Annotated in this window: 8 protein-coding genes; 7 read left to right on the plus strand and 1 reads right to left on the minus strand. The window is 65.8% G+C overall.

Features of this window, described 5'->3' with window-relative positions; all coding sequences use genetic code 11:
* The first annotated feature begins 47 nt into the window (after positions 1-47).
* From BLS61_RS06375 to BLS61_RS06405, 7 genes are all read left to right on the plus strand, one after another.
* Entirely contained in the window at positions 48-1,775 is a 1,728-nt protein-coding gene (locus BLS61_RS06375) for an autotransporter assembly complex protein TamA (protein WP_090428945.1), read from the plus strand.
* Positions 1,772-5,452, plus strand: coding sequence for a translocation/assembly module TamB domain-containing protein (locus BLS61_RS06380; RefSeq protein WP_090428948.1), 3,681 nt, complete (start codon positions 1,772-1,774; stop codon positions 5,450-5,452). Before BLS61_RS06375 ends, BLS61_RS06380 begins: the two co-directional genes overlap by 4 nt.
* Positions 5,453-5,626: 174 nt before the next feature.
* A complete protein-coding gene (gene tpx, locus BLS61_RS06385; protein WP_090428951.1) occupies positions 5,627-6,127 on the plus strand; it encodes a thiol peroxidase in 501 nt (166 codons plus the stop codon).
* A gap of 165 nt (positions 6,128-6,292) precedes the next feature.
* Positions 6,293-7,516: an MdtA/MuxA family multidrug efflux RND transporter periplasmic adaptor subunit gene (locus BLS61_RS06390; RefSeq protein ID WP_090428953.1), complete on the plus strand. Its 1,224-nt coding sequence runs from the start codon at positions 6,293-6,295 to the stop codon at positions 7,514-7,516.
* Positions 7,513-10,605, plus strand: a complete 3,093-nt coding sequence (locus BLS61_RS06395; RefSeq protein WP_090428956.1) for an MdtB/MuxB family multidrug efflux RND transporter permease subunit — start codon at positions 7,513-7,515, stop codon at positions 10,603-10,605. Before BLS61_RS06390 ends, BLS61_RS06395 begins: the two co-directional genes overlap by 4 nt.
* Positions 10,606-10,711: 106 nt before the next feature.
* A complete protein-coding gene (locus BLS61_RS06400) occupies positions 10,712-13,816 on the plus strand; it encodes a multidrug efflux RND transporter permease subunit (protein WP_090428959.1) in 3,105 nt (1,034 codons plus the stop codon).
* Positions 13,817-13,917: 101 nt separating this feature from the next.
* Positions 13,918-15,345, plus strand: a complete 1,428-nt coding sequence (locus BLS61_RS06405) for an efflux transporter outer membrane subunit (RefSeq protein WP_244157919.1) — start codon at positions 13,918-13,920, stop codon at positions 15,343-15,345.
* A 39-nt stretch (positions 15,346-15,384) separates the two neighbouring features.
* Here BLS61_RS06405 and BLS61_RS06410 read toward each other — a convergent pair whose 3' ends face one another.
* On the minus strand, positions 15,385-16,392 hold the full coding sequence (locus tag BLS61_RS06410; protein ID WP_090428965.1) for a TRAP transporter substrate-binding protein: 1,008 nt from the start codon (positions 16,390-16,392) through the stop codon (positions 15,385-15,387).
* Positions 16,393-16,425: the final 33 nt, after the last annotated feature.

Raw genomic sequence — 16,425 nt, forward strand, 5'->3', positions numbered from 1 at the left:
GCGTCAAGGCTCTGGCACGCGCTGCGCTCCGTGTTAGCATCCCCGTCATGAGCGTATATGGACATTTTCAGCGCAGCCTGGCGCTGCTGCTGATCAGTACGGGGGCTTTCGCCGCGGGCGAGCTGGACGTACGGATCACCCCGAACAATTCGGCCCTCAGGGCCAATATCGAAGGTTATGTCGGCAGCCTCGAAGGGCGCGACGTGCAATCCCTGCGACGTCTGCGCCGTATCGCCGAGAGCGAAGCCGACAAGGCGGCCCAGGCTCTGGGTTATTACCAGGCGCGCATTCGTAGCCACGTCGAAGACGGCGAAACACCGCGCCTGGTGCTCGAGGTCGAGCCCGGCGAGCGTGTTCGCCTGCGCAACGTCGAGATTCGCATCGAAGGGCCGGCCAGTGAGCTGGCCGGCTTTCGCATTCCCAGTGCCAGCCGCCTGCAGCCGGGCTCGGTGCTCAACCACGGGCGCTACGAGGACGCCAAGCGGCTGATTCAGAATCAGGCCTCGCGCTATGGCTTCTTCGACGGTCGCTTCACCCGGCAGAGCCTGCAGATCGACCCGGCCGCCGGAGTAGCCGACATCGAACTGGTATTCGTCAGCGGGCCGCGCTACGCCCTGGGCGATCTCAGCTTCAGTGGCGACTTTCCCTTCGATGAGGACCTGCTGCGGCGCATGGTGCCGTTCGAGCCGGACACTCCCTACGACTCCGAACTGATCGCCGAGCTGTACCAGGCACTGCAATCCAGCGGCTATTTCGAGTCGGTAAGGGTCGATGCCATCCCCACCCAGGCCGACCAGCAACGCATTCCCGTGGCGGTCGACCTGCAGGTGCGTCAGCCACGCACCATGGGCCTGGGGCTGGGTTTTTCCACCGATGTCGGGCCGCGCCTGCGCGCCAACTGGACGCGTCACTGGCGCAATCCGCAGGGGCATAGCTACGGGGTGGAAACCGAGCTGTCGGCACCGCGGCAGAACGTCGGTCTGTGGTACGACATTCCGGGCGATCCGCCGCTGACCGACAAGCTGCGTCTGGCCGGCGGCTACCAGTATGAGGAGCTGGCCAGCAAGGACAGCCTCAGCCGTCTGCTCACCGTCGGCCCGGAATGGCACAGCCAGCGCCCCGGTGGTTGGCAACGCGTGCTGTCGGTGAAATGGCAGCGCGAGGAGTATCGTCTGGGCGATGATTCCGGGCTGAGCACGCTGTTTATGCCGGGCGTCAGCTACTCGCTGCTGCGCAGCGACAACCGCCTCGATCCGAACCGCGGCTACCGCTTGCAGTTCGACCTGCGCGGCGCCGTCGACGGTCTGTTGTCCGATGCCAACGTGTTGCACGGCAATGTCATGCTCAAGGGGCTGACCACCGTCTTCGACAACCACCGCCTGCTCGGCCGCGTGCAGTTCGGCGGTACCGAAACCAATGGCTTCTCTGCGGTGCCGCCGTCGCTGCGTTTCTTCGCCGGTGGCGACCAGAGCGTGCGCGGCTATGACTACCAGAGCCTGTCGCCGGAGAACAATCGCGGCGACAAGATCGGCGGGCGCTACCTGTTCACCGCCAGCGCCGAGTACCAATACAGCCTTACCGACAAGTGGCGCCTGGCGACCTTCATCGATCAGGGCAATTCGTTCAACTCGCTGGAGTTTCCCACCCTCAAGACCGGCGTTGGTTTCGGCGTGCGCTGGGTTTCGCCGGTTGGCCCGCTGCGTCTGGATCTGGCCCATGCGCTGGATGACGACGGCGGTGTGCGCCTGCATTTCTCCATGGGGCCTGAACTGTGACCCGGCGCCCGTTGAAATGGCTGGCTGCCGCTGTGCTTGGCCTGCTGCTGCTGTTTGGCGCCGCCCTGTGGGGAATGCTCGGCACCCAGGCGGGCAGCCGCTGGCTGCTGGCGCAGGTCCCGGGCCTGCAGGTCGACAATTTCCGGGGGCGCCTGGGCAGTGCCTGGCAGGCCGATGCGCTGCTCTGGCAGCAGGGCGAGACGCGCGTGCAGTTGCAGCAGCTGGACCTGGCCTGGTCGCCGTCCTGCCTGTTGCGCCTCACGCTGTGTATCGACCGCCTGCATCTGCACCAGGCGGCGCTCGACCTGCCGCCAAGCACCGAGCCGAGTAGCGAACCGTTCAGCCTGCCGAGCCTGAACTTGCCGCTGCGCCTGCGATTGGGCGATATCCGCCTGGGTGAGCTGCGCCTGGATGGCGAGGGGCAGTTGAGCGACCTGGAACTGATCGCCAGCTGGAACGAGCAGGGTGTCGAGCTGCAGCGCCTGGCCCTGCAGCGTGATGACCTGCGCCTGGACATCAGCGGCAGCCTGACCCCGCAGGGCGACTGGCCGCTCGCCTTGAGTGGGCGCCTGCAGTTGCCGGAAGTCGATGGCAGGCCCTGGCAGGTAGCGTTGCAGATTGCTGGTGAGCTGCAGCGCAGCCTGCAGCTCGAGGCCGACAGCAGCGGTTATCTCGAGGCGCACCTGCAGGGCAGCGTGCAGGCTCTGGCCGAACATCTGCCCGCCGAATTGCGCCTGACCAGTCGCGAGTTCCAGGCCAGCAGCGCCTTGCCGTCGACCCTGCGCCTGCAGGACGTGCAGCTGCAGGCCAAAGGCGATCTGGCGGCCGGCTATCGTGTCGACGGCACGGCCAGTCTGCCTGCCGAGCAGGCGCCGATGCCGCTGCAGCTCAGTGGTCGGGTCGACGCCGCTGGTGCGGATATCGAACTGCTGCGTATTCAGGCCGAAGCGCAGCACGTACAGGTCGAGGGCACGCTGGCCTGGAGCGAAGCGTTCAGCGTCGATGCCAAGCTGGACTGGCTGGATTTTCCCTGGCAGCGCCTTTACCCCATGGACGCGCCGCCGCCGGTGGCCTTGCGCACCTTGCAGGCCGAGGTCAGCTATGGCGAAGGCAGCTACCTGGGTAACTTCGCTGCACAGTTGCAGGGACCTGCGGGCGACTTCAGCCTGAGCAGCCCGGTCAGTGGCGATCTGGGCCAGGTCAGTCTGCCGCAACTGCAGTTGGTGGCTGGGCAGGGTCGTGCCGAAGGCGTGCTCAAGCTGGGTTTTGCCGAGGGCCTCGAGTGGCAGGCCATGCTGCAGCTCAGTGCGCTCGACCCCGGTTACTGGTTGGCGGAAATGCCAGGAAATCTGGCCGGCCCGCTGAACACCTCGGGTAGCTTCAACGCCGGTGCGTTGCAGGCGCAAGCCGATATCGATCTCAATGGCCGCCTGCGTGGCCAGCCGGCGCAATTGCAGGTGCAGGGCGCAGGTAGTGGAGAGCAGTGGCAGCTGCAGCGGCTCCTGGTACGCCTGGGCGACAACCGGGTCAGCGGCCAGGGCGCGCTGGATCAACGCCTGCGCGGTCAGCTGGAGCTGGCGCTGCCGCGCCTGGGGCAGCTCTGGCCCGGCTTGCAGGGGCAGATGCAGGGGCAGCTTGCCCTGGCCGGCACCCTGCAGGCGCCGCAAGCTCAGCTTGCGCTCAGTGGAGAGCGCCTGGCTTACGGCGAGCCCAGTCTGCGTCGCCTGCAGTTGCAGGCAACGCTGGATGCTCGCCAGCAGGGGCTGATCGACCTGAACCTGCGTGGCATCCGTATCGGCGATACCTACCTCGGGCGCCTGCAGGCCCAGGGGCGTGGCGACCAACGTCGCCAGGCGCTGGATATCGACCTGCAGGGCCCGCTGCTGCAAATGACGCTGGCGCTGGACGGCAACCTGAGCGAGCAGGGCGACTGGCGCGGGCGCATCGCCAGTGGCCGGGTGCAGAGTGGCGGGCAGGATTGGCAGCTGCAGCAGGCCGCGAGCCTGGAGCGCCTGGCCAACGGCCGACTCAACCTGGGCGCACATTGCTGGCAGTCCGGCGATGCCAGCCTGTGTGGCGGGCAGCAGCGGCTGATGCCGCAGCCCAGCCTGGACTGGCGCCTGGAGAACTTCCCGCTGGCCAGCCTGCAGCCCTGGTTGCCCGAGGATTTCGCCTGGCAGGGGCGTCTGGATGGCCAGCTCAAGATCGAACTGCCCGACAGCGGACCCAACGGCCAGGTCACCCTGGACGCGGGCGGCGGCAACCTGCGCATTCGTCAGCCGGATGACGAGCAGTGGCTGGATTTTCCCTACGACAGCCTGCGCCTGAACAGCACGCTGCGCCCGCAACGGGTGGACAGCGAGCTGCGCTTCGTCAGTGCTCGCCTGGGTGAGCTGGTGTTGCAAGCGCAGCTCGACCCGCGCCCGGTGAATAAACCGCTCAACGGTGAGTTTCGCCTGAGCGGCTTCGATCTAGCCGTGCTACGGCCCTTTGTGCCGATGGCGGAAAAGCTCGAGGGCCAGCTGCAGGGCAGCGGCACCCTCTCTGGCCACCTGCTGGCGCCACAGATCAATGGCCAGCTGCGCCTGGATGGTGGCGAACTGTCCGGCAGCGAACTACCGCTGAGTCTGGAAGGCTTGCAGTTGCAGGCCTTGATCGCGGGCGAGCAGGTGCAGCTTGCCGGCAACTGGCGCAGCGGTGAGCAGGGGCGAGGCAGCCTGCGCGGCGAACTCAACTGGGCCGAAGGCCTGAGCGGCGACCTGGCGTTGCAGGGCCAGCGCCTACCGGTGAAGGTCGAGCCTTACGCCGAACTGGAGGTCGAGCCCGATCTGCAATTGCAGTTGCGCGCCCGGCGCCTGGCGGTCAGCGGCAAGGTCGGCGTGCCGCGCGGGCTGATCAGCGTACGGGAGTTGCCGCCGTCGACGGTGAAGGTGTCCGGCGATGCGCGGGTGGTCGGGCGTGAAGTGCCCGAGGCCGAGCAGGGCCTGGGCATCGCCATGGATGTCGACGTCGAGGTCGGTCAGGACAAGCTGGCCTTCAGCGGCTTCGGTCTGACAGCCGACCTGCGCGGGCGCGTGCATATCGGCGATAACCTCGATACCCGTGGCGAGCTGGATCTGGCCAATGGTCGCTATCGCGCTTACGGTCAGCGCCTGACCATTCGCCGGGCGCGCCTGTTGTTCACCGGACCCATCGACCAGCCATTTCTCGACGTGGAGGCCATTCGTCGAGTCGACAGCGTAGTGGCGGGCATTCGCCTCTCCGGCAACGCCGAGCAACCCACCACCACGGTGTTCGCCGAACCGGCCATGAGCCAGGAGCAGGCGCTGTCCTACCTGGTATTGGGCCGGCCGCTGGGGCAGAGCACGGGTGACAACAACATGCTCGGCCAGGCCGCACTGGCGCTCGGTCTGGCCGGCAGCAGTTCGCTCACCACCGGCCTGGCCAACAGCCTGGGCATTCAGGATTTCCAGCTCGACACCGAGGGTAGTGGCGTGACTACCAGTGTGGTGGCCAGCGGCAATATCACCGAGCGCCTCAGCCTGCGCTATGGCGTGGGCGTGTTCGAGCCAGCCAACACCATCGCGCTGCGTTACCAACTGAGCCGACGCCTGTATCTGGAGGCCGCCAGCGGGCTGGCCAGCTCGCTGGATCTGTTCTATCGACGGGACTTCTGATGGCGACGCTATCTTTTGCTAAATCCCTACTCGGCCTCGGGTGTATCGGCGCGGCTTCTGCGCTAGTCTGGACGGATGGTCGGGCCGTGACCTGCCATTCGATGGGCCATTCGCTCCGGCGAGCCCATGTCACACATTTTGCCCTTCAACCCCCTGAACGATAAGGAAACTCCCATGGCGCAAGTCACTCTCAAAGGCAATCCGGTGCAGGTCGACGGTCAACTGCCGCAGCCCGGCCAACAGGCGCCGGCTTTCAGCCTGGTCGCTGGTGACCTGAGCGACGTCACCCTGGCCAGCCTGGCCGGCAAGCGCAAGGTGCTGAACATCTTCCCCAGCGTCGACACCCCGACCTGCGCGGCCTCGGTGCGCAAGTTCAACGGTGAAGCCAGCCAACTGGCCAACACCGTGGTGCTGTGCATCTCCGCCGACCTGCCGTTCGCCCAGGCGCGTTTCTGCGGCGCCGAAGGCCTGGAGAATGTGGTCAACCTGTCCACCCTGCGCGGCGCCGACTTCCTCAAGAACTACGGCGTGGCCATCGCCAGTGGTCCGCTGACCGGCCTGGCCGCGCGTGCGGTGGTGGTGCTGGACGAGCAGGACAAGGTGCTGCACAGCGAGCTGGTTGGCGAAATCGCCCACGAACCAGACTACGCTGCTGCCCTGGCTGTGCTGAAGTAACCTCTTCGGCACCCATTGAAACGGCCTGCTCAGCAGGCCGTTTTTATTTGTGCCTCAAACAGTTAGTAACGTAAGGGGAGCGTAAAAAGCGGGTAAATGGGCTTTGCTTGACGCGGGCCAGTGCTTATCGTTCCGACTCCCACAAAAAGTGATACCGCGCCTGCCATGTCGAATGTTCCCTCGTCTGCCTCGAACAACTCCCGCCAATGGCTGATCGGCCTGACGCTGCTGGCCGTGCTGCTTCTGCTGCTGTGGTGGTTCTGGCCGAGCAAACCCCAGGCCCAGCAGATGGGCCGTGGTCGCTTCGGCGACATGGGCCCGATACCGGTGCGCCTGGCCGAAGTCGAGCAGGGCGAGTTCGCCATCGAGCTCAAGGCACTCGGCACGGTGACCGCCTACAACACGGTCAACGTGCGTTCGCGAGTCGACGGTGAGCTGGTCAAGGTGCTGTTCGAGGAGGGGCAGCAGGTCAAGGCCGGCGACCTGCTCGCGGTGATCGACCCGCGCCCTTATCAGGTGGCCCTGCAGCAGGCGCAGGGCGCGCTGCAGGAAAACCAGGCGCAGCTGAAGAATGCCGAGCTGGATCTGCAGCGCTACAAGGGTCTGTACGCTGAAGACAGCATCGCCAAGCAGACCCTCGATACCCAGCAGGCGCTGGTCAATCAGTACCGCGGCAGCCTGCAGAGCAACCAGGCCGACGTCGCCACGGCCAAGCTCAATCTCGACTTCACCCAGATTCGCGCGCCCATTGCCGGTCGTCTCGGCCTGCGCCAGCTGGATATCGGCAACCTGGTCAGTGGCGGCGATACCACGCCGCTGGTGGTGATCACCCAGACCGACCCGATTTCGGTGATCTTCACCATTCCCGAGGGCGATCTGCCGGCAGTACTGCAGCGCAGGCGCGACGGCACGACTCTGGCCGTCGAGGCCTGGGATCGTGGCGAGCGTCTGAAACTGGCCGAGGGCGTGCTGGAAAGCCTGGACAACCAGATCGACACCACCACCGGCACGGTCAAGCTCAAGGCGCGTTTCGACAATGCCGAGCAGATGCTCTTTCCCAACCAGTTCGTCAACGTGCGCCTGCGCGTGGAAACCCATCAGGCCGCCACCATCGTTCCGTCCGCTGCTGTGCAGTTCGGCACCCAGGGTACCTTCGTCTACGTGGTCGATGACGCCAACAAGGTAAGCATCCGCCCGGTCAGCATCGCCGCCAGCGATGCCGAGCGCAGCATGGTCAGCGAAGGTGTGCAGCAGGGCGAGCGGCTGGTACTGGAAGGCACCGATCGCCTGCGCGACGGCAGCGAAGTGGAGGTGGTCGACCCGCAGACCGCGCAGAAGGCCGGGGAGCCGCGCGAGTCAGGCCGGGCTGGCGCACGGAACGACGCATGAACATCTCCCGCCCGTTCATCCTGCGGCCGGTCGCCACCACGCTGTTGATGGTGGCAATCTTCTTGAGCGGCCTGATCGCCTATCGCCTGTTGCCGGTGTCGGCGCTGCCGGAGGTGGATTACCCGACCATCCGCGTGCTGACCCTCTATCCCGGTGCCAGCCCGGACGTGATGACCAGTGCGGTGACCGCGCCGCTGGAGCGCCAGTTCGGCCAGATGGCCGGGCTCAAGCAGATGTCCTCGACCAGCTCGGGCGGCGCCTCGGTGATCACCCTGCGTTTCAACCTGGACGTTTCCCTGGCGGTGGCCGAGCAGGAGGTGCAGGCGGCGATCAACGCGGCGAGCAACCTGCTGCCGGGCGATCTGCCGGCGCCGCCGGTGTACAACAAGGTCAACCCGGCCGATACGCCGGTGCTGACCCTGGCGGTGAGTTCGGCAACGCTGCCGCTGCCGCAGGTCAACGACCTGGTCGACACCCGTCTGGCGCAGAAGCTGGCGCAAACCAGCGGTGTCGGCCTGGTCACCCTGGCCGGCGGGCAACGTCCGGCCGTGCGCATTCGCGTCAACCCCGAGGCGCTGGCGTCCTACGGCCTGAGCCTGGCCGATGTGCGCAGCCTGATCACGGCGAGCAACGTCAATCAGCCCAAGGGCAATTTCGACGGGCCCACGCGAGTTTCCCAGCTCGACGCCAACGACCAGCTGAAGTCGGTCGATGAATACCGCGAGCTGATCCTCAGCTATCAGAACGGCGCCGCGCTGCGCCTGAAGGACGTCGCCGAGATCATCGATGGCGCCGAAAACGAGCGTCTGGCGGCCTGGGCCAACCGCAACCAGGCGGTGCTGGTCAACGTGCAGCGCCAGCCGGGCGCCAACGTCATCGAGGTGGTCGACCGCATCCAGACCCTGCTGCCGCATCTGACCGAGGGCCTGCCGGCCAGCGTCGAGGTCAAGGTGCTGACCGACCGTACGCAGACCATCCGCGCTGCGGTGCGCGACGTGCAGCACGAGTTGCTGCTGGCCATCGCCCTGGTGGTGATGGTGACCTTCCTGTTCCTGCGCAAGCTGTCGGCGACCATCATCCCGTCGATCGTCGTGCCGCTGTCGCTGATCGGCACCTTCGGCGTGATGTACCTGGCCGGCTTCACCATCAACAACCTGACGCTGATGGCGCTGACCATCGCCACCGGTTTCGTGGTCGACGACGCTATCGTCATGCTGGAGAACATCGCCCGCCACCTGGAAGAGGGCGAGACGCCGCTGGAGGCTGCACTCAAGGGCGCGCGGCAGATCGGCTTCACCCTGGTGTCGCTGACCCTGTCGCTGATCGCGGTGTTGATTCCGCTATTGTTCATGGCCGATGTGGTCGGCCGCTTGTTCCGCGAGTTCGCCATCACCCTGGCGGTGGCCATCCTGATTTCCCTGGTAGTGTCGCTGACCCTCACGCCGATGATGTGCGCGCGCCTGCTCAAGGCCGAGAAACCCGAGCAGGAAGGGCGCTTCTACCACGCCGCCGGCGGTTTCATCGACGCCATGATCGAGCGCTACGGCGTGTGGCTACAGTGGGTGCTCAGGCACCAGCCGCTGACCCTGCTGGTGGCTGTGGCGACCCTGGGCCTGACCGTGCTGTTGTACCTGGCGGTGCCCAAGGGCTTTTTCCCGGTGCAGGACACCGGGGTGATTCAGGGCATTTCCGAGGCGCCGCAGTCGATTTCCTTCAGCGCCATGAGCGAGCGCCAGCAGCGCCTGGCCGACGTCATCCTGCGCGATCCGGCAGTGGCCAGCCTGTCTTCCTCGATTGGAGTGGACGGTGATAATCCGACGCTCAACAGCGGCCGCCTGTTGATCAATCTCAAGGCTCACGCCGAGCGCGACGTCACTGCCAGCCAGGTGATCGAACGGCTGCGTCCGGAGCTGGCGAAGATTCCCGGGATCGAACTGTTCATGCAGCCGGTGCAGGACCTGACCATCGAGGATCGCATCAGCCGCACCCAGTTCCAGTTCACCCTGGAGTCGCCGGACAGCCAGCTGCTGGAAACCTGGACGCCGCGGCTGGTCGAGGCGCTGCGTGAGCAACCGCAGCTGACCGATGTCGCCAGCGATCTGCAGAACCGCGGCCTGCAGGTATTCCTGGATATCGATCGCGACGCCGCGGCGCGTCTGGGCATCAACGTCGGCGATATCGACGACGCGCTCTACGACGCCTTCGGCCAGCGCCAGATCAGCACCATCTACACCCAGGCCAGCCAATACCGCGTGGTGCTGGAGAGCCGCGATGGCGGTCGCACCGGCCTGGCCGCGCTGCGTCAGATCCACGTCGCCACTGGCGATGGCCAGCAGGTGCCGCTGTCATCCCTGGCGCGCATCGAGGAGCGTCCGGCCAGCCTGCTGATCAACCATATCGGTCAGTTCCCGGCGGTGACCCTGTCGTTCAACCTGGCACCAGGTGTGTCGCTGGGCCAAGCGGTGGCAGTCATCGAGCGGGTGGAGCAGGAAATCGGCCTGCCGTTGTCCATCAGTACCCAGTTCCAGGGCGCTGCCGAGGCCTTCCGCGCCTCGCTGAGCTCCACGCTGCTGCTGATCCTGGCGGCCATCGTCACCATGTACATCGTGCTCGGCGTGCTCTACGAGAGCTATATCCACCCGATCACCATTCTTTCCACGCTGCCTTCGGCGGGCGTCGGCGCCTTGCTGGCGTTGCTGTTGACCGGCAACGATCTGGGCCTGATCGCCATCATCGGCATCATCCTGCTGATCGGCATCGTCAAGAAGAACGCGATCATGATGATCGACTTCGCCCTGGAGGCGGAGCGCCATCAGGGCATGGCGCCCGAGGCGGCGATCTACCAGGCGGCGCTGCTGCGTTTCCGCCCGATTCTGATGACCACCCTGGCGGCGCTGTTCGGCGCCATCCCGCTGATGCTCGCCTCGGGCTCCGGCGCCGAGCTGCGCCAGCCGCTGGGCCTGGTGATGGTCGGCGGCCTGCTGGTCAGCCAGGTGCTGACGCTGTTCACCACGCCGGTGATCTACCTGTACTTCGATCGCCTGTCGCGCCGCGTCAGTGGTCGCAGTGCCGCGGGGGTGTCGGTATGACCCCGGCCCGTAGGAGCGGCTTCAGCCGCGAACAGATCGGTGCAGGGGATTCGCGGCTGAAGCCGCTCCTACAGGATTGGCCAAGCCTTGGCGGGGCTAATCGCGCATGAACCTCTCCGCCCCCTTTATCCGCCGCCCGGTGGCGACCCTGCTGCTGAGCCTGGCGATCATGCTGCTTGGCGGCGTCAGCTTCGGCCTGTTGCCGGTGGCGCCATTGCCGCAGATGGATTTTCCCACCATCACCGTGCAGGCCAGCCTACCGGGGGCCAGCCCGCAGATCATGGCTTCCACCGTAGCCACGCCGCTGGAGCGTTCGCTCGGCACCATCGCCGGTATCAGCCAGATGAACAGCCGCAGCAGCCAGGGCAGCACGCGGATCATGATCCAGTTCGACCTGGACAAGGACATCAACACCGCCGCGCGCGAGGTGCAGGCGGCGATCAACGCCGCGCGCGAGCTGCTGCCCAGCGGCATGCGCACCATGCCCAGCTACCGCAAGATCAATCCGTCGCAGGCGCCGATCATGGTCATCTCGCTGACCAGCGACACCCTGAGCAAAGGCCAGCTGTACGACGTGGCCTCGACCATCCTGGCGCAGAAGCTGTCGCAGGTCGGCGGCGTCGGCGAGGTGCAGGTCGGCGGCAGCTCCTTGCCGGCGGTGCGCGTGTCGCTGGAGCCGCGCCTGCTCGACCAGTACGGCATTGCCCTGGACGAAGTGCGCCAGACCATCGCCGCGAGCAACGCCCTGCGTCCCAAGGGCACGGTGGAGGACGAGCAGCGCCGCTGGCAGGTGCAGGCCAGCGATCAGTTGGCCAAGGCCGCCGACTACCTGCCGATGATCATCCGCTACCAGGACGGCGCCGCCGTGCGCCTGGGTGACGTAGCCACGGTCACCGACGGCGTCGAAGACCGCTACAACAGCGGTTTCTACAATGACAGGGAAGCGGTGCTGCTGGTGATCAATCGGCAGAGCGGGGCGAACATCCTGCAGACCATCGCCGACATCCGCGCCGAGCTGCCGGCGCTGCGCGAGGTGATCCCAGCCAGCGTCGAGCTGGAGGTGGCGATGGACCGCTCGCCAGTGATCCGCGCCACGTTACATGAGGCCGAGCGCACCCTGCTGATCGCCGTGGGCCTGGTGATCCTGGTGGTGCTGGCCTTCCTCGGGCGCTGGCGCGCAGCGCTGATACCCGCGCTGGCGGTGCCGGTGTCGCTGATCGGCAGTTTCGCCGCCATGTACCTGCTGGGGTTCTCGCTGAACAACCTGTCGCTGATGGCGTTGATCATCGCCACCGGGCTGGTGGTGGACGATGCCATCGTGGTGCTGGAAAACATCGCCCGGCACATCCATAACGGCGAGAAGCCGATGGCGGCGGCGTTCAAAGGTACACGCGAGGTGGGCTTCACGCTGCTGTCGATGAACCTGTCGCTGGTGGCGGTGTTCATCTCCATCCTGTTCATGGGCGGCATCGTCGAGCGGCTGTTCCGTGAATTCTCCATCACCCTGGCGGTGGCGGTGGTGATCTCTCTGCTGGTGTCGCTGACCTTGACACCGATGCTCTGCGCACGCTGGCTCAAGGCCGAGCAGGAGCAGTCGCGCAGCCGCCTGCAGCTATGGGGTGACCGCCTGCAGGCGCGGGTGCTGGCCATCTATGGGCGTTCGCTGGATTGGGCATTGCGCCATTCGTTGCTGATGGTCATCAGCCTGCTGGCGACCATCGCGCTGAACGTCTACCTGTTCGTCAGCATTCCCAAGACCTTCATGCCGCAGCAGGATACCGGCCAGCTGATCGGCTTCATTCGCGGCGACAACGGTCTGTCGTTCCAGGTCATGCAGCCGAAAATGGAGATCTTCCGCAAGGCGGTGCTGGCCGATCCGGCAGTGGACAGCGTGGCGGGATTCATCGGCGGCGCCGGCGGTATCAACAACGCCTTCATGATCGTGCGTCTGAAACCGATCAGCGAGCGCAAGGTGTCGTCGCAGCAGGTGATCAACCGCCTGCGTGCCAGCGTGCCGAAGGTGCCGGGTGGGCGCATGTTCCTCATGCCCGATCAGGACCTGCAGATAGGCGGGCGCGAGGGGCGCAGTTCGGAAAACGAGTACATGTTGCTCTCCGGCGATCTCGACGCCCTGCGTGAATGGCTGCCACGGGTGCGCGAGGCGCTGCGCGCATTGCCGGAACTGACCGATATCGACGCGCGCGAGAACAGCGGTGCGCAGCAAATCCGCCTGGTGGTGGACCGCGAGGCCGCGCAGCGTCTGGGCGTTGAAATGAGCATGATCACCGCGGTGCTCAACAATGCCTTCAGTCAGCGTCAGGTGTCGACCATCTACCAGGCGCTGAATCAGTACAGCGTGGTGATGGAGATCAACCCACGCTATGCCCAGCATCCCGAGGCGCTGGATCAGATTCAGCTGATCACCGCCGATGGTGCGCGTGTGCCGCTGTCGACCTTCGCCCACTGGGAGCGTGGCCTGGAGGAAGATCGCGTCAACCATCAGGGCCAGTTCGCCGCCGAGAACATCGGCTTTTCCCTGGCCGAAGGTGTAAGCCTCGATCAGGCCAGCCGCGCCATCGACAACGCCGTGGCGCGCGTCGGCCTGCCCACCGAGGTGCAGGGCATGCTCGGCGGTACCGGAGCGGCCTTCCAGCAGACCCAGGGCAATCAGCCGCTGATGATCCTGCTGGCGCTGGTGGTGGTGTACATCGTCCTCGGCGTGCTCTACGAGAGCTACGTGCATCCGCTGACCATTCTTTCGACCTTGCCCTCTGCCGGGGTCGGCGCCTTGCTCGCGCTGCAACTGGTGGGCATGGAGTTCAGCCTGATCTCGCTGCTGGGCCTGTTCCTGCTGATCGGTATCGTCAAGAAGAACGCCATTCTGATGGTCGATCTGGCCCTGCAACTGGAACGCGGCGAGCGCCTGAGCCCGCAGGAGTCCATCCGCCAGGCCTGCCTGCTGCGTTTCCGCCCGATCATGATGACCACCCTGGCTGCAATCCTGGGCGCCTTGCCGCTGGTGCTGGGCAGCGCCGAAGGTTCGGAAATGCGCCAGCCGCTGGGTATCACCATCGTCGGTGGCCTGGTGCTGAGCCAGGTGCTGACCCTCTACACCACTCCGGTGGTCTATCTCTACTTCGACCGCCTGCGCCACCGCGTCAATCGCTGGCGCGGCGTGCGCACCGATGCCTCGTTGGAAACTCCGCTATGAAATCCATCGCACGTCCTGTAGGAGCGAGCTCTGCTCGCGAAGCTTTTTACCTCGGTCCGTTCGCCAGAGCCCGCTCCTACGGTCTGCTCGTGCTGCTGGGGATGCTCGGCGGCTGCATGCTCGGCCCCGACTATCAGCGCCCCGAACTGGCAGCGCCGATGCAGTTCAAACAGGTCGCGGGCTGGAAGGCCGCCACCCCAGGCGACGCCCTGGAACGCGGCGCCTGGTGGGAGCTGTACGGCGACGCCGAGCTCGATGCACTGGTCGAGCGTCTGCAAGTTTCCAACCAGAACCTGGCTGCTGCCGAGGCCCAGTATCGCCAGGCGCGTGCGCTGGTACGAGGCGCGCGCGCCAGCTTCTCCCCCACGCTGTCCGGCAGTGCCGGGGTGACCCGTTCCGGGCAGGGCGGCGGTGACAGCACCCTGCGTACCGCCGATGGCGTGAGTGTCAGCGGCTCGAATGCCTCGAGCATTTCCAAGAGCTACGAACTGGGGCTCAACGCCGCCTGGGAACTGGATATCTGGGGCAAGCTACGCCGCGGCCTTGAGGCCAGCCGTGCCGAGTTCGAGGCCAGTGCCGCCGACCTGGCCGCGGTACGCCTGAGCCTGCAGAGCGAGCTGGTACAGAACTATCTGCAGCTGCGCATTCTCGACGAGCAGAAGCGCCTGCTCGACGAGACCGTCGCCGCGTACCAGCGCTCCCTGCGCCTGACCGAGAACCAGTACCGCGCCGGCATCGTGCCCAAATCCGACGTGTCCCAGGCCACCACCCAGCTCAAGAGCACCCAGGCGCAGGCCATCGATCTCGAGTGGCAGCGCGCGCAGCTCGAACATGCCATTGCCGTGCTGGTCGGCGTCAGCCCAGCCGAGCTGTCCATCGCACCGCGCGAGAGCCTGCCAGCGCTGCCCGAGGTGCCCGTGGCGCTGCCTTCGCAACTGCTCGAGCGCCGTCCTGACGTCGCTGCCGCCGAGCGCCGGGTGATGGCGGCCAACGCGCAGATCGGCGTGGCCGAGGCCGCCTGGTTCCCGGATCTGACCATCTCGGCCAGCGGCGGCTATCGTGGCAGCAGCTTCGCCGACTGGATCGAGGTGCCGAACCGCTTCTGGTCGCTCGGTCCGCAACTGGCGCTGACCTTGTTCGATGGTGGCGCTCGGCGTGCCGAGCTGGAGCGCAGCGAAGCCGCCTACGACCAGACGGTGGCGCAATACCGCCAGGCCGTGCTGGACAGCTTCCGCGAAGTGGAGGATTACCTGGTGCAGCTGCGCGTGCTGGAGCAGGAAAGCGGGGTGCAGGAGGAGGCGCTGGAGGCGGCGCGCGAGTCGCTACGCCTGATCGAGAACCAGTACCGAGCCGGCACCGTGGACTTCAACAGCGTGGTCAACGTGCAGGCCACGGCGCTGAGCAACGAGCGAACCAATCTCACCCTGCTGGGCAGTCGGCTGACGGCCAGCGTGCAGCTGATCGCTGCGTTGGGGGGTGGCTGGCAGGTGGAACAATTGCACCAGCAGCCTCTGCAGCCGGCAGAGTGAGGTTGCGGCATGGCGGTTTTCCGCCATGCCGATCGCGGCTCAATCGCGCTGCTTGCGATTGACCGTCTGCGCAGCCTTGATCACGTCGCTGCCGATCACCGATTCGAACTGCTGCCACACCGGGCGCATGGCGTTGCGCCAGGCTTCGCGTTCTTCGTTGCTGAGGGTGATCAGCTGGCTGCGGCCCGAGTCGATGATGCGCTGGCGGTCGGCCTGGTTGGCCGCTTCCGCCTGTTTGTTCACCGCATAGGACACTTCATCGATGATGGCTTCCAGCTCCACGCGGATCTGGTGCGGAATGCCGTACCAGAAGCGCGAGTTGCTCACCAGCATGTAGTCCAGCACGCCGTGGTTGGTTTCGCTGATGAAGGGCTGTACCTCGTGAAGTTTCTGGCTGTAGATGTTCGACCAGGGGTTCTCCGCGCCTTGTACCTGGCCGCTCTGCAGCGCCTTGAACACCTCCGCGAACGGCAGCTTCTGAGTACTGGCGCCGATCTGGCCGAATTGCGCCTCCAGCACCGCAGACGACTGGATACGGAAGCTCAGGCCATTGGCGTCACCGGGTGTTCGCAGCGCGCGGGTCGCCGACAGCTGCTTCATGCCGTTGTGCCAGTAGGCCAGGCCGACTATGTTCTGATCCTCCATCGAGCGCAGCAGCTGGCGACCCTTGGAGCGCTTCTGGAAGCGGTTGACCGCCTCGATGTCATCGAACAGGAACGGCAGGTCGAAGACCTGCAGCTGCTTGGTGTACTGCTCGAACTTGGCCAGCGACGGAGCGAGCAACTGCACCTCGTTGTTGCGCAGCGCCTCGAGTTCGTTGGCATCGCCGTAGAGGCTGGAGTTCGGGTAGACCTCCACCTTCACCTTGCCGGCCAGGCGTTCTTCGACCTTCTGCTTGAACATCAGCGCGCCCTGGCCCTTGGGGGTACCATCGGCGACGACGTGGGAGAACTTGATCAGGATAGGTCCATCGGCCAGTGCCGTGGCGGCACCGAGAGAGGCGAACGCCAGGGCGAAGGCGGCCAGGGCGCGGACTGGATTGAACATACTGCTTCCTTTTCTTCTTGTCGGTTGCGATGC

Source organism: Ectopseudomonas guguanensis, assembly GCF_900104265.1.
Classification (GTDB): Bacteria; Pseudomonadota; Gammaproteobacteria; order Pseudomonadales; family Pseudomonadaceae; genus Aquipseudomonas; species Aquipseudomonas guguanensis.

Coding starts and splice junctions, on each gene's coding strand:
- BLS61_RS06390 (WP_090428953.1), top strand. CDS start 6,293: ATGTCGAATGTTCCCTCGTCTGCCTCGAACAACTCCCGCCAATGGCTG.
- BLS61_RS06395 (WP_090428956.1), top strand. CDS start 7,513: ATGAACATCTCCCGCCCGTTCATCCTGCGGCCGGTCGCCACCACGCTG.
- BLS61_RS06410 (WP_090428965.1), bottom strand. CDS start 16,392: ATGTTCAATCCAGTCCGCGCCCTGGCCGCCTTCGCCCTGGCGTTCGCC.
- BLS61_RS06405 (WP_244157919.1), top strand. CDS start 13,918: ATGCTCGGCGGCTGCATGCTCGGCCCCGACTATCAGCGCCCCGAACTG.
- BLS61_RS06375 (WP_090428945.1), top strand. CDS start 48: ATGAGCGTATATGGACATTTTCAGCGCAGCCTGGCGCTGCTGCTGATC.
- tpx (WP_090428951.1), top strand. CDS start 5,627: ATGGCGCAAGTCACTCTCAAAGGCAATCCGGTGCAGGTCGACGGTCAA.
- BLS61_RS06400 (WP_090428959.1), top strand. CDS start 10,712: ATGAACCTCTCCGCCCCCTTTATCCGCCGCCCGGTGGCGACCCTGCTG.